Raw genomic sequence first — 23751 nt, 5'->3', positions numbered from 1 at the left:
CAGAGTGTGTAAATGCAAATAGTGAGGAAAACTTACTCGCCATGAGGCTGGCTGCCTCCATGGGGAATGGGTTTCCCTCACTATTTTTTCGTGCAGTCTTTATAGCAGAATTAGTCAGCCTTAGGAGACTTCATTCTCGCTCTTGCGGGAGGCGGTCATCTGCTGCCACACCGAACCGGCGGCTTCCTCGCCGCGTTCAATTCTTTCCAGCGCCATCTTTGCTTGGAGCTGAATTTCGAACTCGCTGTCGTTTTCGGCTTCACGAAGCGCCTCGACGGCGGACTCGTCACCGGCTTCGTAGAGGAAGCGGGCCGCGCGCCAGCGGACAAGCTTGTTTTTGTCGCGCAGCGACGCAATCATGGGGCTGACAGCGGCAGGATCGCCGAGGTCAGAGAGCGTATCCCCAGCCGTCCGCCGTACAGAGGTCGAGGAATCGTGCAGAGCGGTGAACAAATACGGCAATACTTCCGGCGAGCGAAGATCGCCTAAATAAACGACCGCAAGCCGTCTAATTGAAGTGTTCTCGTCTTTAATCGCCGCAGCAAGCAGCCTGATGCCTTCAAGGGATGGAACATAACGCTCCAATGCGGCGTAACGCGTCTGCCAATCCTCGGAAGCAAATTGCTCCTCAGCCTCCTCAAGCGATAATGGAGCTGGTCTTAGAGCAGGCTGAGCGACTGTCTCGCCCCCATCATTTCCTTGCTCAATCGCGGCCTGCACCAGTGCATTAAGCCGCTCCTTCGTATAAGAGGCCTCCAGCTCTCGCACAATTTCTGCTGCAATTTCTTCAGGCTCGCCATACCGGACGCCGAATTCCTCCAGCTTGCGCTCGCGTATCATGCCAGCGCCGGCAGCCTCCTTCACCGCTTCGCCGAATTGCGGCGGAAGCGCGGACCTCGCCTCGGTATCTCCCATGCGTACTCGGACCTGCATAGGAATTCCGCGATACATTTGCACCAGTACCAGCGCTTCACCAAAGCTCGCAGCGGGTCCCTTATCTCCTTCCGCCTGATCGCCTTCCGTATGATCCTTCTGCAGAATTTGCCCGGCTTCAGCCAGAATATCAGCCCAGTCCGCTCCCGGCATCCGGTCAAGCGCAATAAAGTCAGCGGTTCGAAATAGACTTCGGACGCCTTTGATGTGCAAGAGCTGCTGCAGCAGCTCAGGCGCGTCATTGCCCTCGCTAGCCTTAAAAGTAAGTCTGCGGCCGCGCGGTAGCATTTCATCAACATTAAGCTTCATGGAATTAGGACTCGGCGTCGGTTCAATCGATAGTAATTTCATGAGGAACCCTCCTTCAATATAGGAATACGAAAAGACATCATCTTGCAGCAGAGCGGAACATTAACTGCTTCACAAGCGTAATCTTATGTGTAAGTTATCTATAGCTAAGTTTACCTGATTTTCTCCCGCTATGCTAACGGCGCGACAGTATGGCCTATCCGCGTTGCCGAAAATAATAGATTTGCAAATAGGACCTTGAGCTTGGTATCTTAGTAAAATAAGGGCTGATAGCGAGGGAGGAACGAACAGTTGAGGCCAAAACGATTTGGAAACATAGATCCGATTAAGCAGCATACATCTCTAAAGCAATTCAACAGATGGCGGCAGGAGAGAATTCGAAGACTGAGAATGAAGGATTATTCATTCACTGTTCCGAGCGCTCAGCCTGACATTGATTATTTGGAAAACAACCGAAAATGGCCTACCGTTACTTGGATCGGACATTCTACATTTCTCATACAGCTGGGCGGACTAAATGTGATAACCGATCCTGTCTGGTCAAGTCAGATGGCCTTTCATAAAAGGCTTTCTCCGCCAGGGCTTCCGATCGAGGATGTACCTCCGATTGATGTCGTTCTCATTTCACATTCCCATTATGATCATTTGAATATAAATTCGATTCGCAGACTCATTGGTACAAGGCAGATGCTTGTGCCTGCAGGTCTCGGCTCCAAGCTGCGGAAGAAGGGCTTCTTCCGGATAAAGGAGCTGCATTGGTGGGAATCGGTTAACATTAACGGAGTCAAGTTCACCTTTGTTCCTGCACAGCACTCGACGAGGCGGAATCCATGGGATACGAACAGCTCACATTGGGGTGGCTGGGTGGTTGAGCAATCGAGCTCCCGCAGCGGCAAGCTGGTCGGGCATACCGGCGGCAAAATCAAGCTGCAAGGAAATGAACCGGTGTTAATCGAATCGGAATCATGGGTAACTTCGAGGCAGCAGCCGGCACCGGCTGAGCCTGACCCGTTGGAGGAGAATGCAACCGAACAACCTTACGTCTCCGAATCGCCTACGATTTATTTTGCAGGGGACAGCGGATACTTTCAGGGCTTCAAGGAAATTGGCCGGCGCTTCCCCATTGATGTCGCGCTTCTTCCGATTGGAGCCTATAAGCCGGAATGGTTCATGGGACCGCAGCACATTACGCCTGAGCAGGCGCTTCAAGCGTTCGAAGACACACGGGCCAAATGGTTCGTGCCGATGCACTACGGCACATTCAAGCTGGCCGATGACACGCCTCAAGAAGCGCTGGAGCGGTTGGAGGCGGACCGAACGAAGCGGGGAGTCGAGGCTGAGCGTGTCGTTGTGCTCCCGCTGGGCCAAACTTGGCGATTGTCTGGGAAATGACAAACGAGGACAAGAGAGCGCCAAAAACGCACAATGACGGCAGGGTGCCACAAACGGTATACTGGGCTAGACAAATGACCAATTAGCTAGCTAACCGTTAAGGGGGAAGTGCAAAATGAGTCAGACTAATATACGTCTTGGCATTATAGGAGCAGGTGCGATCGGCAATGTGCACATGGAGACCTTCAATAAAGTAGAAGGCATCGATGTGGCTGCTGTTGCCGATGTATTCCTGCCGCTTGCCGAGCAGCGCGCACAGGAGCATGGAATTGAGACTGTTCATGCGAATCCGCAGGCGCTGCTCGATGATCCGACCATCGATGCGGTCGTCATCGGCGTGCCTAACCAATTTCATGCCGCGCTTGCGATCGCAGCTCTGAAGCAGGACAAGCATGTGCTGCTGGAGAAGCCGATGGCAATCGATTCTGAAACAGCGCGGACGATTGTAGAGGAAGCAGAGAAATCGGGCAAAATATTGATGATGTCGCATCAAATGCGCTGGACTGGATTAAGCCGCGCACTGAAGCAGCATATCGATAACGGCAGCGTTGGCAAAATATATAATGCCAAAGCAGGCTGGTTCCGCAAGAAGGGCATACCTGGCTGGGGCTCATGGTTTACGCGCAAGGATCAAGCAGGAGGTGGGCCGCTTATTGATATCGGCGTTCATATGCTTGATCTTTCACTATATTTGATGGGCAACCCGAAGCCGATTTCGGTTTACGGCTCAACCTATGCGGAGTTCGGTCCGCAGCGGCAAGGCATCGGCACCTGGGGAACGCCGAACTGGGATGGCTATTTTGACGTAGAAGATCTCGCTTCCGCCTTGATTAAGCTGGATAACGGCGCAACTTTATCGCTTGAAGTAAGCTGGGCGGCGCATTCCGCGTTTATGCCAGAGGACCCGTTCATTCATTTGATGGGGACACACGGCGGTCTTGCGATTGTGGGCAATAACGGCAAGTATGTGACGCATACGGATGATGCGGTCGTTGAGACCGATATTGCGCCGCTTGAGGGTGAAGAGGAGCGGATTCTGATGAGCAGTCATTTCGTGGAGTGCATCCGCGAAGGCAAGCAGCCGATCACCTCGGCGCTGTCAGGCTACACAAATAACCGGATCCTTGATGCGATCTACGAATCCTCCCGCACCGGCAACGAAGTGAAGCTGAACTGGGATTAAGGACTTTAATTCAATTATAATTAACGAGCCGCCTTTTATGCGCATGCGATGACTTAACATCGATCACGCACGAGGTGGCTTTTTATTTGGGGCTGTTCGAATCAAAAGAAGGTTCGGTTTCGGCGCATACTATGGTATAATAGTCGAGATTATGCGATTTTGTAGTGAAGGACGGGATATAACGAATGATTAGTACGAGCGGTATAACGCTCCGTTACGGAAAACGGGCGCTATTTGAAGATGTAAACATTAAATTTACGCCAGGCAACTGCTATGGTTTGATCGGCGCGAACGGCGCAGGCAAATCTACCTTTTTGAAAATATTGTCCGGCGAGGTTGAGCAATCGCAGGGTGATGTTCATATCACGCCAGGCGAGCGTCTCGCGGTATTGAAGCAGAACCATTACGAATACGATGAATTTAATGTGCTTGAGACGGTTATGATGGGTCACAAGAAGCTTTATGAAGTCATGAAGGAGAAGGATGCGCTCTACGCAAAGGCCGACTTTACTGATGAAGACGGTATGCGCGCGGGTGAGCTTGAGGCGGAATTCGCAGACATGAACGGCTGGGAAGCCGAATCCGAAGCGGCTGAGATGCTGAACGGCCTGGGCATAACGCCGGATAAGCATGACAAGAAAATGGCAGAGCTTGATGGCAATGAGAAGGTTCGCGTCCTGCTTGCGCAAGCGTTGTTCGGCTCGCCGAACATTCTTCTGCTCGATGAGCCTACCAACCATTTGGACATTGAATCGATTCGCTGGCTGGAGGATTTTCTTGCGGGCTATCAGGGAACAGTTATCGTGGTCAGCCATGACCGTCACTTCCTGAACACCGTATGTACGCACATTGCGGATATCGACTTTGGTAAAATCCGAATGTATGTCGGCAACTATGATTTCTGGTACGAGTCGAGTCAGCTGGCTTTGCAGCTGCAGCGCGGCGAGAACAAGAAGAAGGAAGATAAGATGAAGGAGCTTCAAGCGTTTATTCAACGCTTCAGCGCCAATAAATCGAAGGCGAAGCAGGCGACCTCGCGACAGAAGCTTCTTGATAAAATCACGCTTGACGACATTCGTCCGTCTAACCGCAAATATCCGTTTATCCTGTTTAAGGGTGAGCGTGAGGCGGGCAAGCAGCTGCTGCTTATTGATGGCTTGACGAAAACAATCGACGGCGAGAAGATCATCGACAACCTGACAATCGCGATTAACAAAGGTGATAAGGTTGCTTTCGTAGGTCCGAACGGCTTGCCAAAAACAGTGTTTTTCCAACTGATTGCCGGAGAGCTTGAGCCGGATGCGGGCAGCTACTCATGGGGCGTTACGACTACCCGCGCATACTTCCCGAAAGACAACTCGGCTTATTTCGATGGCGTTGAGTTGAACCTTGTAGAATGGCTGCGTCAATATTCGAAGGATCCGGACGAAACCTTTATTCGCGGATTCCTGGGCCGTATGCTCTTCTCGGGTGACGATGCCATGAAAAAGGCTAGCGTATTGTCCGGTGGCGAGAAGGTACGATGCATGCTTTCGAAGATGATGCTTGAAGGCGCGAACGTGTTCATCCTGGATGAACCGACGAACCACTTGGACCTGGAGTCTATCACGGCATTGAACAATGGTCTAACGGATACCGACTGCACGATTTTATTCACTTCGCATGACCATCAGTTTGTCCAGACCGTTGCTAATCGCATCATTGAAATTACGCCGAACGGCGTCATTGACCGGATGATGACATATGACGAATACCTTGAAAGCGATGAAGTAAAAGCGCTTCGCGAGCGTATGTACGCTGTTTAATCTGCATATTGTAAGAGCATCTGTCTGCGGGGTTTTGCTTGCTGACAGGTGCTCTTTTTACATCTAAAAATCATTTTGGAATTATGTTAAAAATGGGTTGCGCAACGAAAAGAAAGGCGTTATACTATCGTTGAAAAGGTTTTCTGAAAAGCTTTTCAGAAGTTTCGATTTCAAGCAGAAGAAAGGCGTGCTACCATGAAAGCCACTATACGTGATGTCGCCAAATATGCTAACGTATCGATCAGCACCGTATCCCGGGTCATGAATGCGCCTGAGACAGTTGCCCAGGAGAAGCGTATCAAGGTGCTGGAGGCGATTGATGCGCTGCAATACCAGCCGAATGGTTTTGCGAGAGGCTTGATCTACAAGAAGTCAGGTACGCTTGGCGTGATGATTCCGGACATCGAGAATCCTTATTATGCCGGTCTGATTCGCGGCATGCAGGATGCTGTCGTTGGACTGGATTACAGTCTCATGATTTGCAATACCGATCGCGATAAGGAACGGACGATTGCTTATGTACAAAGCTTTTTTGAGAAGCAGGTTGACGGCATCATATTCACGAGCGATTCCTTGCATACAGAATATTACGAGGAAATGCAGCGATATCGGCTTCCCTTTGTCCTCGCATCGACCAATGCGCCGGAATATAATATTCCTTCCGTTGATATCGATGATGAGCTTGCGGCTTATGAAGCTGTAAAGTACTTAATTGAAGCTGGTCATCGCCAAATCGGTATGATAAGCTTTCCTATAGGCGACACGATATCAGGTAAACCGCGCTTTGATGGCTTTAGCCGTGCGCTTCGAGAGTTCGGTCTAGATGCGACATTGACATGTGTGGAATATGCTGAGCATCGATTCGAGCATGCTTATCATGCGGCTGCTTTGCTGTTAGCCCGCTGTCCAGACCTTACAGCTGTGTTTGCAGCCTCTGACGAATTTGCAATGGGGACCATTTCTTATTTGCGAGAGCATGGCAGGTTGGTTCCTGAGCATATATCCGTCATTGGCTTTGATAATATTCGAATGGCCCATATGTTTATCCCTAAGCTTACAACCATCGATCAGCCCACCTACGATATTGGATATCGCTCGGTTCAGAAGCTTTATGAGCTGATAACGACTGGCAAGGTGGAAGTGATGAGAGAGAAGCTGCCGCATCAGCTAATCGTGAGAGAGTCTACAAAGCCTTATTAATACCAGGAAGGTGCGTGTCTCTTAACAGAAAAACTGAAAAGCTTTTCATGACAATGAAAACGGTTACTTCGAATGACCAATTACGATTCATGAGTTGAGGCATAAAAAGTTCCAACATTGGCATTTTAAAGGTGGTGGTGTCTACAAATTAATAGCATTGAAAAGACGAGCAACACGTACAAAGGGTAGGTTAGGACGACGACAGCAGCTTCTATATTTTAAAATCGAAAGGATGAGGTCTGTGCATACCAAAAAAACAAAGAAAGTATTGTCTGCCTTTATTTTAATGCTCACCTTTGTCATGGTCATTACTGCATGCGGAGGCAACAATAATAAAAATGCGCCAACGAATGAACCTTCGCCGGATGTGAGTCAACCAGCAGAGGGTGGAAATAATGCAGGAGGCGATGCGGCTTCCGCGCTGGCACAAGCTATGAATGGTGATTTCAAAGGTACAAAAGTTACAATGTTCGGTCCGTTCACGGATGCGGACGAGGTGAAATTTAACGAGAGTATTAAGGCTTTCGAGGAACAATCGGGAATCGATATTGCGTATGAGGGCTCTAAGGAGTTCGAAGCGACAATTTCGGTCCGTGTTAACGGCGGCAATGCGCCGGACATCGCTGACTTTCCTCAGCCTGGCCTACTTAAAGGCTTCGTGCAGGGCGGCAAAGTTATTGATGTAAAATCGTTCTTGAGCGATGAATATTTGAAAAAGCAATATAACCAAAGCTGGCTGGACATGGGTACGATGCCGGGTCCTAACGGCGATGTTATGGCAGGCGTATGGGCGCGAAGCAGTGTGAAGAGCTTGGTTTGGTATAACAAAAAGGAATTTGAAACGGCAGGCTATACCGTGCCAAAAACTTGGACGGAGCTTATGGCTTTGACGGATCAAATTGCTCAGGACGGCGATCCGGCTTGGAGCATCGGCATTGAGAGCGGAACAGCTACCGGCTGGCCTGCAACCGACTGGATGGAAGATATTATGCTTCGTACGACATCGCCTGAAAACTACGATAAATGGGTATCCGGCGAGCTTCCTTTCACAGATCCAATCGTAAAAAATGCAGCGGAGAAAATGTCCGAGATATGGTTCAATGAGGATTACGTTTACGGCGGACGCAAATCGATTGCGACAACCTCATTCGGAGATGCGGTTAAGCCGCTGTTCGACAGCCCTCCGAAAGCTTGGCTGCACCGTCAAGCCGGCTTTATTACAAGCTTTTTCCCAGAGGGACTGACATCAGAAGACTATGACTGGTTCCCATTGCCTCCAATTGACGAGCAGTACGGTCAGCCAGCACTTATTTCTGGCGATATTTACGCGATGTTCAATGATCGCCCAGAGGTCCGCGCGGTTATGGAATTTTTCACGACAGGCGAATCGCTGAAATCGTGGATCCAAACAGGCGGCGTTACGGCGCCGATGAATGATGCAGATCCATCCTGGTACCCTAATGATCAAGAGCGCCGTATGGCGGAATTTGTTCAAACCGCAGATACGATTCGTTTTGACGGCTCCGATCTGATGCCAGGCTCCGTTGGAGCTGGAACATTCTGGAAGGGTATGACGGATTACATCAGCGGCACAGTTGATTTGGATACAGCATTGAAAGAAATTCAAGCCGGTTGGAAATAACAAGGTAAGAACTGAAAGCAAACAGGAGGGACTGGCGGCCGCAAGGCTGCCGTCCCTCTGAGTTTCAGAAAAAAGGTATCTGTTTACGAAGTAGGTTTGCTGCGCAAACCTAAGTGAATGCTTACGAAGTAGGTTTGCTGCGCAAACCTTTAGGGAGGAACTGTGATGGAACTACAAGCGAGGAAAGGCAATGCTCTGCGTCTACTGTTGATATCGGTGCTGGTGCCGGCCTTGAATATTGCCGTTCACTGGGGCATATTTTTATTTTTCCGCGATGCGGATATGCATCCTATTGTGAAGGCAGTGCTGGCGGTTTTGTGGGGCGCATTAGGCATTTACTCGATTTATTACACGCTAAACTGGGTAGTCGAGCAATATCCAGATCAATGGAAGCGGAGAATATTGCCTTTTGTATTTGTCGGGCCGGCGGTGCTGCTGCTTGGCTGGCTGCTCGTCATGCCAACTCTTCGGACACTGTATTTAAGCTTTTTCGATGCCAGCTCTGTAAATTTCGTTGGTTTAGCCAACTACATGGCTGTATTTACTGACCGGCTGCTCGTCATGGCGCTGCGGAATAACCTGCTGTGGGTATTTTTCGGAACGCTTGCCTGCGTAAGTCTTGGTCTTCTTATTGCCATTCTGGCCGATCGCAGCAGCTTTGAGAAGCTGGCCAAGGGGCTCATCTTCATGCCGATGGCAATTTCATTTGTCGCTGCAGGCGTCATCTGGAAATTTATTTATTACTACCAGCCGGGAACTGAGCAAATCGGTCTGCTGAATGCGATCGTCGTATCGCTTGGAGGAGAGCCTCAGGCATGGCTCAGTATGATACAGCCATGGAATAATCTATTCCTAATTGTAATACTCATTTGGATGCAGACTGGCTTTGCAATGGTTATTTTCTCAGCAGCGATTAAGAGCATTCCGGAGGATATCCTAGAGGCCGCTCGGGTAGACGGAGCCGGCGAGGTGCGTATTTTCTTTAAAATTATGATTCCTTACATTATGGGAACGCTGCTTTCGGTTACGACTACGATTATCGTGTTTACACTGAAAATTTTCGACGTCGTCATGATTATGACTGGCGGGCAGTACGAAACGGATGTTGTAGCAACACAATTCTACAGACAGCTCTTTATGTATCAAAATACAGGCTATGGCTCGACTTTGGCGATAGTGCTGCTCATTGCGGTCATCCCGGTCATCATCATCAACCTGCGTCAATTCCGCAAACAGGGGGGATTCTAAATGCGTAGTAAAAAAGGTATTCGCAAGTCAAAATGGATTGTTAACACTGTGCTTGCGATCATCTGTCTCATTTGGACGATCCCGACGCTTGGTTTGCTAGTGTCCTCGTTCCGTCCGGCGGCAGATATTTTATCAACTGGCTGGTGGAAAATCATTCCTCATCGCGATTGGCAGACGACAGAGCAGCTTCAGCTTCCTAATGATACGGATCTAAGGCAGCCGATTGTCGTGAATGGCGTAACGCTAACGGATGATCAGCTGCGCGAGGGCGTTGAACTAGACGGGGAACGTCTCATCTGGGAAAACCGACGCGCCCGGCTTGTGAATGTCCAAGAGAAAGATTGGACGTTCAATTCAAGCTTCACTACTCAGAACTACGAGGCCGTACTTGGCGGGAAAACTTATTCGATCACCATGCCTGACGGCACAACGAAGACGGAGAAGGGCAGCGGCATGTCGCAGTCGTTTTGGAATACCATTGCGGTGACGGTCCCTGCTACAGTGATTCCAATTTTTATTGCTTCCTTCGCAGCTTACGCTTTTGCATGGCTTCGTTTTCCGGGGCGAAAGACATTGTTTGTCATTGTAATTGCCTTGCTTGTTGTTCCGCTTCAGGTCGCGCTTATTCCGATTTTGCGTGACTACACGTCTTTAGGCTTGAATGGCACCTATTTCGGGATATGGCTGGCCCATACCGCATTCGGCTTGCCGCTCATTACTTATTTCATGTATACCTCGATCAGTCAGCTTCCGAAGGATCTGTTCGAGTCGGCATTTATCGATGGTGCGACCAACTTTACGATTTTCAGCAGGCTGATCCTGCCGTTGTCTGTGCCGGCGCTCGCGTCGATTAGTATTTTTCAATTTCTGTGGGTATGGAATGACTATCTGGTCTCGCTCATTTTCCTCGGCAGTCAGCCGGAGGTCCAGGTTCTGTCCATGAATATCGCGAATCTGGTCGGCTCACGCGGGAATGACTGGCATTTGCTCACCGCAGCAGCATTTGTGTCGATGCTCATGCCGCTGACCGTATTTTTCGCGCTACAAAGATATTTCGTTCGCGGCATGCTTGGCGGCTCGGTTAAGGGGTAACGCGGAAGAAGTGATTTATCAGATGGCGCGGCGGTTGGGCAACATGTCCGACCGCGCGCCATTTGTGTTTATTGCAGTATTTTAAAAAAAGCTAGAGGAGTGAGAAGTATGCTGGTTAAACCGGCTTGGTGGAAGGAATCGGTTGTGTATCAGGTGTATTGGCGCAGCTTCAAGGATACAAATGGAGATGGAATCGGGGATTTGCAAGGCGTTATCGATAAGCTGGATTACATTCAGTCCCTCGGCGTAACGATGGTGTGGATCAACCCGTTTAATGAATCCCCGGATAAGGATAACGGTTATGATGTAGCTGATTATTATGCTGTGATGAAGAAGGCGGGCACAATGGCAGATTTTGACCGGCTGCTCGCTGAGACGCATGCCAGGGGCATGAAGCTGATGATGGATGTTGTCGTTAACCATACCTCCAATCAGCATCCATGGTTTGTCGAGTCGCGTTCTTCGCGAAGCAATCCAAAGCGGGATTGGTATATTTGGCAGGACGGCAAAGACGATGGGAGCGGAAAGTTGAAGCCTCCTACGAATTGGCGTTCCTATTTCAACCCTTCCTGTTGGGAGCTTGATGAGGCGACTGGTCAATATTATATGCATTCCTTCGCCATTGAGCAGCCTGATCTGAATTGGGCAAATGCTGAGATGCGCGAGGAAATTTATAAAATGCTGCGCTTTTGGCTCGACAAGGGGGTAGACGGGCTTAGATTGGACGCGCTAGCGCTGCTGGCGAAGCCGGACAAGTACATCGATGCGCCTGATCCTCATGATATTCGTTATTTGACGCATAATCCGGGGCTGCATGATTATTTGCAGGAAATGAATCGAGAGGTTTTCCGTCATTATGATCTGATGACGGTCGGTGAAATTGCGTTTGCCACGCCGGAAACCGGCGTTTTATTCGTAGACGAACAGCGCGGGGAGCTGAATACGTTGTTCCACTTCGAGGTAGCGGATGAAATGCCGGAGTGGGACATGCTGAGATTCAAGCGAATTCAACGCCAGTGGGCGGAAGCGCTTGAAGGCCGCGGCTTTAACTCACAATTTCTGAACAATCACGATCATACAAGACAGGTATCCCGTTACGGCAACGACAAGGAATATCGGGAACAATCTGCAAAACTGCTGGCTGTTATGATCCATACACTGCCGGGCATTCCGTATATTTACCAAGGCGAAGAGATCGGGATGACTGGCGTTAACTATGAAACGATTGGCGATTATCAGGATATTGCGATGCTGAATAAATATGCGGAGGAGGTAGGCAAAGGCAAGGATCCTGCCGCTGTGTTCCGTACTCTGAAGCCGCTTAGCCGTGATAATTCAAGATCGCCGATGCATTGGAATGACGGGCTGAATGCAGGTTTTGGCAGCGCGGATCCATGGATTAAGGTGAATCCGAATTATCGGGATATTAATGTGGAGCAGGCGGAGAAGGACCCGCATTCGGTGCTGGCGTTCTACCGAAAGCTCATTAAGCTGCGTAAGCTTCATCCGGTGATGGTCTATGGTAACTTCACTGACATTAGCGGGGATGATGAGCATTTTTACGTCTATGTGCGAGAATATGAGGGAATAGAATGGATCGTAATGCTCAATCATGGGGAGAATGCGAAGACATTTACTTTTCCCGAAAGCTGCTTTGGCAGCGGGCAGTTGAAGCTGCGACTTGTTCTAGGAAACGATACCGATGCTGCTGAGCTTTGGGACGGCGGACGAACGATGGAGTTAAAGCCCTATGAGGCGCGTATTTATGAGGTCAAGTAACCTCATTTAAGGATGAAGAATAAAGAGACCGACTTCCATCAGAAGTCGGCTTTTTTGTTCATCGTTGATTTACTGCCGTTAGCGGGAGCTTGCGGCCTTTGCCATACGGAATGCACATTGGGGTACCGAATATGGGATCGACAGTCATTTGGCATTCCATGTCGAACACATCGTGAATGAGCTCTTTGGTCATCATCGTTTCCGGTGTGCCTTGCGCGTAAATATGACCATCCTTAACCGCTACAATATGATGCGCATAGCGGCAGGCGAGATTAATATCATGGAGTACCATCACAATGGTGCGCTTCTCCTGCTCGTTTAAGTCGAACAGCAAGTCGAGAATCTCAATCTGATGCGTCATATCCAGGTATGTTGTAGGCTCATCCAGCAAAATCGTCGGGGTGTTCTGAGCGAGCGTCATGGCAATCCATGCACGTTGCCGCTGCCCGCCGGAAAGCGAGTCAATCGTACGGGATGAGAGCTCGTCCATATGTGTCACTTGCAATGCCTTCTGCACCATCTTCTCATCTTCGTGCGACCATTGCTGGAGCCAGCTTTGGTAAGGATAGCGGCCTTGCTTGACCAGCTGATGCACGGTCAACCCTTCCGGAGCGACCGGACCTTGCGGCAAAATGGCAAGCCGTCTGGCTATTTCCTTGCTCGAAAGCTTGGCAATTTCACTGCCATCCAATAAAATCGTTCCAACCTGAGGCTTTAACAGGCGGGCTAGCGAGCGCAGAAGCGTCGATTTGCCGCAGCCGTTACTGCCGATAAATACAGTGATTTTTCGCGGAGGCACAAGGATATCGAGGTTCGAGAAAATTGCCTTCTGTCCGTATGATAAAGTAAGATTTTGAGCTTGAATGGAGGTCACGCGGACCACTCCCTTTTTAAAATATTGAATGCTTAGTCAGTTGTCGGGAGTCGGTTAAGACCCGTTGCGATGGCGGTAAAGCAAGTAGATAAAGAAAGGCGCTCCGATTGCGGCGGTAAATACGCCTGCTGGTATATCAAGCGGCACAAACGCTACTCTAGCAACGAGGTCCGAGAGCAGCAGCACGAGCGAGCCGATTAATGCGGAGACGGGAATTACACCTCCATACGCGGGACCGACAAGCTTACGTGCAATGTGCGGGGCCATTAAACCAATAAAGTTAATTGCGCCGCCAATGGCTACTGCCGCTCCAGCAAGGGCTACGCTGATTAGTAGCAATATCGTTCGCTTAACTTGAACAGCGCTGCCGACGCTAGTTGCAATCTCATCTCCCAGCTCCTGCACGTTCAAATGTCTGGCATAGATAAAGGCAACCGGCATTAGCACTAAGATCCAAGGCAATAAAGTCAACACGTCCCGATCCCAGGAGACGCCGTAAATGCTGCCTGTCATGAAGGTGAACGCTTTGACCGCAACCGCAGTCGGTGTAAATGAAGCCGAAAGGATAAGCATGTAGGTAACGGCTGTTAATGCTGTAGCTATGCCGATGCCGACAAGCACAAGGCGGAGAGGCGTTATGCCGCGCCGGTATGCGAATAAATAAATAAAAAAAGCGGCGCCAAATGCTCCAGCGATAGCGCTAAGCGGCATAAAGCGGATGCTCACGTGCGAGAAATACAAGATGAACACGACCGTACCGAGGGAAGCTCCGCCCGATATACCGATAATGTCCGGTGATGTCAATGGATTGCGCACAATACCTTGCAGCAATGCGCCAGAGACAGCGAGCGCTGAGCCTATCATAATCGCAATGACAACACGCGGCATCCGAAGCGAAAATATTATAATGGCGTCTGCCGAGTCGCCGGTTCCAAAAAAAGTGCGTATGACAGCGAATGGGCTCATCATTTTACTGCCTAGGCCAACGCAAATGACGGCTGCGGCCGCATTCGCGATGAGCAAAAGGATGATCATCAGTATGGTTCGGCGGTTTAATTGAAACGAAAGCCTGCGGCTTCGGAGTGTAATCCAGTTATTCATCTTAATCATGCCCCCCTCTTCTAGCGATGTATACGAAGAAAGGGACGCCGATGATCGCCGTCATAACCCCGACTGGAATTTCTTTTGGAAATGAAATATATCGTGAACCGATATCGGCAGCCAGAAGGAGGATACTGCCATATAACGCACAATAGGGGATGAGCCAACGATAATCTATACCGATCAAATAACGGATCAGATGAGGTACGATTATCCCTACGAAAGCGATAGGGCCAGCCATGGAGACGGATCCGCCCGCAAGTAAAACGATGATGATTCCGGCTGCTAGTTTCAGATATACCGTTTTCTGACCAAGTCCAACGGCCACATCTTCGCCGAGCGCCAGCACATTCATATGTCTTCCCAGCACGATTGCGGCTGCTAGACCGATCCCCATGTAAGGTGCGGCAGCCTTAAATATGCTTATATCCCGTCCTGCAACCGAGCCGACGAACCAATACAATACTTGATCGAACGTTTGGCCCCCTGTGAGCAGAATGCCTAAAGATAGAGAGGAGAAAAAGGCTGTTAAAGCAGCTCCGGCGAGTGTAATCTTTAGTGGAGTAAGGCCGTCATTGCCGATTGAGCCCAGCACATATACAAGCGTTGCGGTGAATGCCGCACCGACAAAGGCGAGTGTTGCAAACGTTGAAAGGCCGCTTGCTCCGAAGAAGGCAGAGCCCGCGACAATGAAGAAAGCGGCGCCTGCATTGATGCCGAAGATGCTCGGTGAAGCGATTTGGTTACGGGTGATCCCCTGCATCAGTGCGCCAGCAACAGCTAAGCTAGCTCCGACTGCGGAAGCGATCAGCGCACGCGGCATTCTTGCCGTTTGAATGATAAGATGCTCCTGTGTCCCATTGAATGCGGTGTACGATTCAACGATGGTCTTCCAGCTGATATTCGTCACCCCGAATACGATGCTGCAAATGATTCCGATAACAACCAGACTAATTCCGATAAGCAATCCTGTAACTTTCTGGGCACGTGTTGTTAATAAAGCCTCCATAAAATCCTCTTTCCGCAGCAGGCGTAAACAGCGTACGCTCTCAGCTCTGTAGCTTCTGATCTTTGAAGCCTATCTTGCTACTAAAATATTTTAGGCGATCGTACCTATGGTGTCAATGATCTTGAAAATCATTATCACTAAGTGATTGACTTTGATTTATGCTCCTGTTATAGTTTCTTTTGTAGTGATAATGATAATTGTTTTCAATGAAAAGGGGAGTTATGCACAATGCTACATGTATTCAAACAAAAATTTACTTGGACGGCTTCTGCAGTTCTGCTTGCGCTTGCCGTAATCGTATCGGGATGCGGCGAAGCTGGTTCAAACAATAGCAGCACAAATGCCAATACGACGAATTCCGGTGAATCAGGCGGGACCAAGACGGAGGAAGCGCGTAAGATTACACATGCAATGGGAGAGACTGAGATTGCAGGGAATCCGGAGCGTATAGTCGTACTGACGAATGAAGGAACGGAAGCGCTGCTTGCGTTAGGAATTAAACCGGTAGGCGCTGTGAAATCGTGGACAGGCGATCCTTGGTACGAGCATATTCAATCGGATATGGAAGGCGTTACAGTAGTTGGCGATGAGAGTCAGCCGAATATGGAGCTGATCGCAAGCCTGAAGCCGGATCTTATTATTGGTAATAAATTGCGCCAGGAAAAAGTGTACGAGCAGCTCAAAGCGATTGCACCGACTGTATTTTCTGAGACGCTTCGAGGAGAATGGCAGTCTAACTTTAAGCTGTATGCGGATGCGGTCGGCAAAAAAGCCGAGGGAGACAAAATCATTTCGGATTACGACAGCCGTACGGCGGACTTTAAAGCTAAAGCGGGAGATAAGTTGAATCAAAAGGTTTCAGTCGTTCGTTTTATGGCTGGCAAAACTCGCATTTACTTAGAGGACACCTTCACAGGAATCGCATTTTCGAAGATGGGCATTACACGTCCCGATAACCAAAAGTATACGGATACTTTCGTTGAAGAAATTACAAAGGAGCGTTTGCCGGAGGTAGACGCAGATATGCTCTTCTACTTCACATATGAGACTGGCGATGGCAAGGGAACTGAGATGGAAAAAGAAATGCTCAATGACCCGCTATGGCAAAGTCTTAACGTTGTAAAAAACAATAAAGCGATAAGAGTAGATGATGCGATCTGGAATACGGCCGGCGGTGTACTTGCTGCTAACCTGATGCTGGATGAGCTTTACGCGATCTACGAAATTAAATAAGCTGCTGGTTGTAAAACGCTTGTATGTGCTTCATACAGGCGTTTTTTTGCTGTGATGAACAAGAATGATTCGACTGCAATTAACGTAAAATAGTAAGATACCCTCACAAAAACAGGCTTTCGATTCATATCGATTGTTGCATGAGTGCATAAATGTACGCACTTGATCAACACTGTTTCTCTAGACCCACACAGGCTCGGTCGAGTATGATACCGTTAGGTTATTTTAAGGAATAGAAAAAGAAGAGCATTAGGTTTAGGAGGGCATTGAAACTGAATCAATATGATGACATTAAACAGGGTGAAAAGGGCGCCTGGGTAAGCATCGTGGCCTATCTGGCATTATCGGCGTTAAAGCTGGCAGCAGGCTACTGGTTTGTGTCAGGGGCGCTTATCGCGGACGGCTTTAATAATTTGACGGATATTGTGGCCTCCGTCGCTGTGTTGATCGGTCTGCGCATTTCCCAGAAGCCGCCGGATAAGGATCATCCGTACGGCCATTTTCGCGCGGAGACGATTGCAGCGCTTATCGCTTCCTTCATTATGGCGACAGTGGGTATTCAGGTGCTTATAAGCGCCGGTAAATCGTTGTTTGCAGGTGATCATCCTGTCCCGAATTTAACGTCCGCATGGATTGCGTTATTCGCTGCTGCCTGTATGGCCGGCGTTTATATGTACAACCGCAGACTTGCGATCCGCATTAACAATCAAGCACTGCTTGCCGCTTCAAAGGATAATTTATCAGATGCTCTTGTGAGTACGGGAGCAGCGATTGGAATTATAGGGGCGCAATTTGGCCTTCCTTGGCTTGATCCTGTGGCTGCGCTTGCCGTTGGGGTAATTATTTGCAAAACGGCCTGGGACATCTTTTATAGCTCCACCCATGCATTGACGGACGGCTTTGACGAGAATGAGCTGTCAACGCTGCGTTCGACAATTGCGAAGACTAGGGGCGTCAAAACGATCAAGGATATTAAAGCACGCGTGCATGGCAGTCATGTGCTCGTTGATGTGATTATACAGGTGGATCCTGAGCTGACGCTAATCGAAAGTCACGAAATCTGCGACGCCATTGAGAATCGCATGGGCCGCAAGCATAATATTATGAGCGTGCACGTTCATGTCGAGCCTGAGGAGTCTTTGGAAAGCAGCTCATCGATTGCCTTGGAGAAGCGCTAGCAGCGGCGTGATCATCAGCAGCAGATGCATGGGCAAGCACGGGAGTATGGCTTCTTATCCAGCGGCTACGGGTATAAATAATAAAAGCCGATCTGGATTCCAGATCGGCTTTTATTATTTATTATGTTATGAATTTATTTGCAGCGTATCCTCTTGCTGCTGCAGCTTTGCCAGCTGGGCAGCTAATTCCTTTTTCTTGCGGTATCTCTTGCGCAGCAGCAGGTATACGACAATGATGGGAACTGCACCGATGAATATGTAAAGGGACACATCCTTCACCATGCTCTCTGCCGCTCGGCCGTAGTAATAAAACAAAAGGCCGACCACATAAAACTTTACAGCGCGCCCCAAAGCAGCATATCCAATTAATCGCCATAAGGGAAAGTTTAGGACACCGGATAAAATCGTAAATACTTTAAAGGGGATAGGGGTGAATGAGCCGATGAGAATAGCGGTTTCGCCATTTTTCTGAAATTTATCTGTCGCAGCGTCAATCCATTCCTTCTTCAGAAATTTGTAGAGAACGGATTTTCCCATAATCTTGCCTAAATAGTATCCGACGGGCGTCCCTATAAGACACCCGATATAACCAACCGTAGCCAGCCATAATGCTGTTGAAGGATTAAGTATGCTTAACGATACTTGAAGGAAGAAAGCCGGCACCGGGAATATGACAGCATCGAGAAAAGAATGAATAAATAGCCCCAGCGGTCCGAAGTCTTTTAAAAAATCTACAACATCTTGAAACATTACCAGGCTCCTTTTCCATCAGCTAACCTGCACATAAAGCCTGCTTAATGTGCTAAATCAAGCGACAATCTACATGCTATCCTGCTCTGTTCCGCACTGAACACGCTATGATGATTCGTGTTTTATTATATCACATTTCATACGGCGGAGAAGCTGATAGGTGTCATGTCTTTTTTGGAAAAGCGAAGCGATCTGGCGAATGTTATATGAATGTGGTGCCTACTCCCGTATTTGGCGCCGAGATACGCCGCTCTTCTGCGCGGCTTGGATGACGCGTCGGCGAACCTCCTCCACGATGCGCCCGTTGAAGACGCTCGGAACGATGTACATGCGGTCAAGCTCGTCATCGCTGATGACCGATGCGATTGCTTCCGCGGCCGCGAGCTTCATCTCCTCGTTAATCGTCGTCGCGCGGCTGTCGAGAGCGCCGCGGAATATGCCCGGAAAGCACAGTACATTATTAATTTGATTCGGGTAGTCTGATCGGCCCGTGGCGAACACAGCTACAATGTCCTCTGCGAGCTCCGGTCTGATCTCCGGCTCGGGATTGGCCATCGCGAACACGATTGGATCCTTCGCCATAGCCTCAATATGAGCACGGGTAAGAATCCCACCTGCGGAGACGCCGATGAATACGTCCGCACCGACAAGCGCATCAGCAAGGCTGCCGCTGCGGCGCTGTGGATTCGTATGCTCCGCATACCATTGCCATATCGAATTGTCATAGCTGCGGTCAGCTGTTAATATACCATCGCGATCTACGCCAATAATATGCTTCGCCCCGCCAGCAAGCAGCATTTTGGTGCAGGCCGTTCCCGCTGCGCCAATCCCGCAAATGACGATGTTCGCCTCTTGCAGGCTTCGACCGGTCAACTTAAGCGCATTGAGAAGACCAGCGTACAGCACGACGGCTGTTCCGTGCTGATCATCATGGAAGACTGGAATATCAAGCTCGGCACGAAGCCGCTCTTCAATTTCAAAGCAGCGCGGCGATGAAATATCCTCAAGATTGATGCCGCCGAAGGCGGGCGCCAAATGTTTAATAGAAGCAATGATTTGCTCGGTATCCTGTGTATCGAGACATATCGGGAATGCATCCACATCCGCGAATTGCTTGAACAGCATCGCCTTGCCTTCCATAACCGGCATAGCGGCATAGGGTCCGATATTGCCAAGTCCCAAAACGGCACTGCCGTCCGAGATGACGGCGACCATATTTCTTTTGATCGTAAGGGTATAAGCCTTGGAGGGGTCCTCGTGAATGGCTTGGCATACCCTTGCTACCTCTGGCGTATATACGCGGGAAAGATCATCTCGGTTCTGAATGGGCGTTTTCGGTTGAATTGAGATTTTGCCACCGAGATGAAGCAGGAAGGTCCGATCGGAAATATGAAGAAGACGGATGCCGGGCAGCGATTTGAGCGCATTTGTGAGACGATCGGCTGCCCCTTGCTCGGAAATTTTGACAGTGAGATCGCGAATACTTTTATTTTTGTCCGTATGTATAACATCCATGGCGATAATATCGCCCTTTGCTTGCTCGATCGCTGTTGCCGCCCGTCCGAATTGAGCGAGCTGTGTATCTATCTCCAGCCTTATAATAATCGTTTTTCCGTCGGCTAAATTTGAACTCATCATAAACAGCTCCCTTCATCTTTATTACTATGCGGATAAGAGTATACAATTTATGCTTCATTCTATGCTTCATTCGTCTTTTCGATTAAAAAAACCGTCACTGCATTAATCGCAGGACGGCATTAGGACAATTCATCGGGTCATAGTGCTGGTTGCGCTTGGTCAGCAGATGATCCCGGAAATGACCTGAGGCATCGGGCTCGTGAATAAGCGAAAACCAACGATCTACGGTATCGTTCGAATCGAGCATTTCGCCAAAGCCGTTGCTTATAAAGTATTCGCAATTCTCTTCCTCTTGACCAGGAATCGGCTCGTAGAACAGCATCGGAATTCCTTTGCTCATTCCTTCCGTGCAGGTCATTCCGCCGGGCTTTGTCACCAATAAATCGGAGACGTCCATAAGCTTGTTCACCTCGCGGGTGAAGCTGAGAATCCGGATGTTCGGGTGCTGGAAGAGCGGATCGTCCAGCATTTTCTCTTTCATCTTCTCATTGGAGCCGACACAGTAGATGAGCTGTGTGCTCTCACGCCACTTTGTCATATATTCAAGTGCATTATCCTCATACATAATGCCCCAGCCGCCGCCCATGATCAGCACGGTAGGCATATCCTTTAGTTCAAATTGCTGCCTGATTTCTTCTTTATCATATGTATGCCAGAAGTTTGGATGTACAGGGATTCCTGTTACCTCGATCCGATCTGCAGTCACACCCTTTTCCATCAGTCGGCTTTTCACCAGCTCGGTAGATACTAAATATTTATTAACCTCTTTGTTGACCCATGAACCATGCGCGTCATAATCGGTAATGAGCGTATAGAGCTGCATGTCGAGCCCAAGACGCTTGAGACGGGCTACAACAGCGTTCGGAACGGGATGGGTACATACGATGACCTCAGGTTTAAGCTGGGAAATAACCTGTGAGGTTTGCGTATAAAACATGCGGTGAAGCGCAAGCTGCATGAAGCGGTTTAGTGATTTTTTATAATTGCTGCGGTACATCATTCCAACCATCTTTGGTTGCTTGCTTACCGTTTTGCGGTATGCGGATACGATCCATGGACCAAGTACCGGGTTTAGAAATTTACCAAGCTCGATGACGCGGGTCTGAATATCCGGACAAAGCTGCTTAAGTCCGACAGCAAGCGCATAGGCAGCCTGTGTATGACCGGAACCGAAGCCTTCAGAGAGCAGAAGCACTCTTTTCTTACGCATTTCTCCACCTACTTTTCTAATACCATATTACGATGCAAACAGAGCGAATACAAGCTTTATCGGACAGGGTTGCCAATCCTACTGCGGTTCCATTATTCTTGAATCGTGATATATTTATAATCAGGACTGGAATCCCTAGAGTCAACTATATTTACATGAATTTTACATGGAAAATAAATTTAAAGTGAGGATGAAGCGTAATGCAGCAAAATAATAGTGCTAATCAGCAGTTTCAGCCAGGAGAATACGTTAGAGCGGAGGTTCGCTCCGGTCAATATGTAGGTGAGCTTGTAGAAATAAACGGTCCACGCGCACTTGTGAAAGTGCTTGCTGTGCTGAAGCATCCGGAGCAGGGCGATTTGCACAATCCCTACAATCCGGATGTTCCGATGTTCCATGAGCGGCGCGCGCTCAGCTATACCGAGAAAACAACCGTTCTGCTTCGTGATGTGACAAGGTTTACGGGCAGTATTCCCGATTATAAAGAATCGCTCATAGCTGCTGCAGAAGCGGAAATCATCGCGCTGGACCGACTGCAGCGCTGGGCCGCTATGGGACTCGAACAGCTGCAGCAGCTTAAGCAGGAATACAAAAAATAGAAAAAATAATTAATTAATGAAGACGGTTTTTATTGTAGAACGATAAACGACCTGGAACTGGAGACCTTCCGACAAAGCGGCAAGCGGGACATACAGCGTACTTGTTTTGCCGCTCGGGTGAAGAAAGGCAGGTTCTCCGTTCATCGCCGCCGATACGCCATTTACGCGAATAGAGGAAACGCCCACCGTTATATGGACGGTACGTCCCTGGACTTCGATAGCCGCAGTTCGTGTGGCTGCGTTCCAATTGGTTGTGACGCCTAGTGCATTGACGATATCGCGAAGCGGCACATAGGTGCGATTCTGAACAAGAAGCGGTTTGTTAGCGCTAATAAGCTCCTTTCCCTTCACGACTACTGAAACAGGAACGCCATTCCCTCTTGGACTAACGGTCCGATATTCGCCCCAGATCGTTCTCGTAAATGCTTTCCCCATCGCGGCATAGCCTGCGCTGCTCGGATGGATATCTCCATCGGCGATGGAGGTGTAGCTCAGCTCATTTCCTGTGAATGATCGAGCTACATTAGCTATCCCTATATTGAAGCCTTCCTTCGTAAAACGTGCGGTAATCTCATCAAGCCGTTGGCGAAGCTGCTTCAGACTCTCGATTAGGAACAAGCGGTTAGTCTCGGGATATAATGGAATAGTTAATGCTCCTACTTTAATCGGAGGGGGAATAGGCAAGTACTGATCCGCAACAACAATACGCGCATTTGGCTGAAGCTCAAGCAGCGTCCCGAGTGCCGCTTCAAAGTCCTTCTCATAGCTATCGAGCGTCTGTTCGAGCACCTCAGCCGCTTCCTCCTGCGTGCCGCCCCCGTCTAATTTCGCAAGCACGGCGTACATATCGTTCCCGCCAATCGTCATCACAACCAAGTCTGCCTTGGTTAGCGCGCTGCGCAGCTGTCCGGTCTTCGCAAAAATCTGCTCTGCCCTAGGATCAGGAAGGCTGCTTTGAATATCAGGTCCAGTTACGGCGACTTGATTCTGAACTGCTTCGAGCAGACGCTTCAAGCCGTTTGTCCGTAAGCCGAGCACACCATAATTTGTATATTCCGCCCGAAGTCCGCGGAAGAGTGCCTGCTCGTAAACATGCTCAACAAACCCATAGGGGACAGATTGCTCGGTAAAGCCATACTCATAGCCCGCTGTTACAGAATCACCAACGGCTACGATGCTGTAGCCGCTGCGCGTCGGAGTTTTCTCATCTGCGCCAGCAGCATATGCGGTCGAGCTAATCAAGCATATGGCGGCCACGGCAACCGCAGCTGTGCGATGCAGCACTTTCCTAAACTTACTATGCAACAGTCTCACTTCCTTCTGATAATATGTAAGGAAATACAAGCAGCGTATGCTTTGCTCATATTTTTCCGAAATACGGAAGCTGAGCTATCTTTAGGCGGCTCAGACGTTAACGGCAGTAGTCAAAAAGTACAAACAATTATGAAAATATTAAATTGATTCCAATTTGGCCTGGTGTTAGAATGATATAATAATCGCATTGTCGCGGTATAGGCCCGGTTCATGGTCACTTAAACGAAAGCGCTCCGCTGAGGGGCTGCTTGCCGTTTCGCTT

19 protein-coding genes are annotated in these 23751 nt (G+C 49.2%); 11 read left to right on the top strand and 8 right to left on the bottom strand.

The window, feature by feature from the left end; genetic code table 11:
* Positions 1-120 precede the first annotated feature (120 nt).
* Positions 121-1284: a virulence factor gene (locus tag ACO9K6_RS09630; RefSeq protein ID WP_424767346.1), complete on the bottom strand. Its 1164-nt coding sequence runs from the start codon at positions 1282-1284 to the stop codon at positions 121-123.
* A gap of 249 nt (positions 1285-1533) precedes the next feature.
* Between ACO9K6_RS09630 and ACO9K6_RS09625 the strand changes: the two genes are divergently transcribed.
* The 8 genes from ACO9K6_RS09625 (at position 1534) to ACO9K6_RS09590 (ending at position 12583) form a co-directional block, all read left to right on the top strand.
* A complete protein-coding gene (locus ACO9K6_RS09625; RefSeq protein WP_424767345.1) occupies positions 1534-2634 on the top strand; it encodes an MBL fold metallo-hydrolase in 1101 nt (366 codons plus the stop codon).
* 115 nt (positions 2635-2749) lie between these two features.
* Positions 2750-3817, top strand: coding sequence for a Gfo/Idh/MocA family protein (locus ACO9K6_RS09620; protein ID WP_424767344.1), 1068 nt, complete (start codon positions 2750-2752; stop codon positions 3815-3817).
* Between the two features lie 185 nt (positions 3818-4002).
* The gene (locus ACO9K6_RS09615) at positions 4003-5622 is read left to right on the top strand and encodes an ABC-F family ATP-binding cassette domain-containing protein (protein ID WP_424767343.1); all 1620 of its coding nucleotides are present in this window, start codon (positions 4003-4005) and stop codon (positions 5620-5622) included.
* 195 nt (positions 5623-5817) lie between these two features.
* Positions 5818-6822 (top strand): LacI family DNA-binding transcriptional regulator, encoded by a 1005-nt coding sequence (locus ACO9K6_RS09610; RefSeq protein ID WP_424767342.1) that lies wholly within the window; start codon positions 5818-5820, stop codon positions 6820-6822.
* A gap of 241 nt (positions 6823-7063) precedes the next feature.
* Complete coding sequence (locus tag ACO9K6_RS09605; protein WP_424767341.1) at positions 7064-8464, top strand: ABC transporter substrate-binding protein; 1401 nt, start codon at positions 7064-7066, stop codon at positions 8462-8464.
* Positions 8465-8629: 165 nt separating this feature from the next.
* Positions 8630-9712, top strand: coding sequence for a carbohydrate ABC transporter permease (locus tag ACO9K6_RS09600; RefSeq protein ID WP_424767340.1), 1083 nt, complete (start codon positions 8630-8632; stop codon positions 9710-9712).
* Positions 9713-10804 carry a carbohydrate ABC transporter permease gene (locus tag ACO9K6_RS09595; protein WP_424767339.1) on the top strand — a complete coding sequence of 364 codons (1092 nt, stop codon included), beginning with the start codon at positions 9713-9715 and terminating at the stop codon, positions 10802-10804.
* Between the two features lie 108 nt (positions 10805-10912).
* Positions 10913-12583: a glycoside hydrolase family 13 protein gene (locus ACO9K6_RS09590; protein ID WP_424767338.1), complete on the top strand. Its 1671-nt coding sequence runs from the start codon at positions 10913-10915 to the stop codon at positions 12581-12583.
* A 58-nt stretch (positions 12584-12641) separates the two neighbouring features.
* On the opposite strand, the gene ACO9K6_RS09585 is transcribed toward ACO9K6_RS09590, so the two are convergent.
* The 3 genes from ACO9K6_RS09585 to ACO9K6_RS09575 are packed head-to-tail and all read right to left on the bottom strand — an operon-like array spanning position 12642 to position 15567.
* Complete coding sequence (locus ACO9K6_RS09585; RefSeq protein ID WP_424767337.1) at positions 12642-13457, bottom strand: ABC transporter ATP-binding protein; 816 nt, start codon at positions 13455-13457, stop codon at positions 12642-12644.
* Between the two features lie 54 nt (positions 13458-13511).
* The gene (locus ACO9K6_RS09580) at positions 13512-14558 is read right to left on the bottom strand and encodes a FecCD family ABC transporter permease (protein ID WP_424767336.1); all 1047 of its coding nucleotides are present in this window, start codon (positions 14556-14558) and stop codon (positions 13512-13514) included.
* A 1-nt stretch (position 14559) separates the two neighbouring features.
* On the bottom strand, positions 14560-15567 hold the full coding sequence (locus ACO9K6_RS09575) for a FecCD family ABC transporter permease (RefSeq protein WP_424767335.1): 1008 nt from the start codon (positions 15565-15567) through the stop codon (positions 14560-14562).
* 228 nt (positions 15568-15795) lie between these two features.
* Here ACO9K6_RS09575 and ACO9K6_RS09570 point away from each other — a divergent pair, with 228 nt between their 5' ends.
* Positions 15796-16800: an ABC transporter substrate-binding protein gene (locus ACO9K6_RS09570; protein WP_424767334.1), complete on the top strand. Its 1005-nt coding sequence runs from the start codon at positions 15796-15798 to the stop codon at positions 16798-16800.
* Positions 16801-17072: 272 nt separating this feature from the next.
* Positions 17073-17978: a cation diffusion facilitator family transporter gene (locus ACO9K6_RS09565; RefSeq protein WP_424767471.1), complete on the top strand. Its 906-nt coding sequence runs from the start codon at positions 17073-17075 to the stop codon at positions 17976-17978.
* A gap of 126 nt (positions 17979-18104) precedes the next feature.
* Here the strand turns inward: ACO9K6_RS09565 and ACO9K6_RS09560 are convergent, their stop codons facing one another.
* The 3 genes from ACO9K6_RS09560 to ACO9K6_RS09550 all read right to left on the bottom strand — a co-directional run bounded on the left by ACO9K6_RS09560 (position 18105) and on the right by ACO9K6_RS09550 (position 21576).
* Positions 18105-18728: a YqaA family protein gene (locus ACO9K6_RS09560; protein WP_424767333.1), complete on the bottom strand. Its 624-nt coding sequence runs from the start codon at positions 18726-18728 to the stop codon at positions 18105-18107.
* Positions 18729-18947: 219 nt separating this feature from the next.
* The gene (locus tag ACO9K6_RS09555) at positions 18948-20363 is read right to left on the bottom strand and encodes an NAD-dependent malic enzyme (protein WP_424767332.1); all 1416 of its coding nucleotides are present in this window, start codon (positions 20361-20363) and stop codon (positions 18948-18950) included.
* A 97-nt stretch (positions 20364-20460) separates the two neighbouring features.
* Complete coding sequence (locus tag ACO9K6_RS09550) at positions 20461-21576, bottom strand: MGDG synthase family glycosyltransferase (protein ID WP_424767331.1); 1116 nt, start codon at positions 21574-21576, stop codon at positions 20461-20463.
* Positions 21577-21776: 200 nt separating this feature from the next.
* Here ACO9K6_RS09550 and kapB point away from each other — a divergent pair, with 200 nt between their 5' ends.
* Positions 21777-22175, top strand: coding sequence for a kinase-associated lipoprotein KapB (gene kapB, locus ACO9K6_RS09545; protein WP_424767330.1), 399 nt, complete (start codon positions 21777-21779; stop codon positions 22173-22175).
* 9 nt (positions 22176-22184) lie between these two features.
* Here the strand turns inward: kapB and ACO9K6_RS09540 are convergent, their stop codons facing one another.
* Positions 22185-23480: a stalk domain-containing protein gene (locus tag ACO9K6_RS09540; protein ID WP_424767329.1), complete on the bottom strand. Its 1296-nt coding sequence runs from the start codon at positions 23478-23480 to the stop codon at positions 22185-22187.
* Between the last annotated feature and the right edge of the window lie 271 nt (positions 23481-23751).

It is taken from the genome of Paenibacillus praedii (assembly GCF_049725345.1).
Taxonomy (GTDB): Bacteria; Bacillota; Bacilli; order Paenibacillales; family Paenibacillaceae; genus Pristimantibacillus.
Note: the sequence above shows the minus strand (reverse complement) of the source record. Positions and strands in the feature narration are given on the sequence as shown.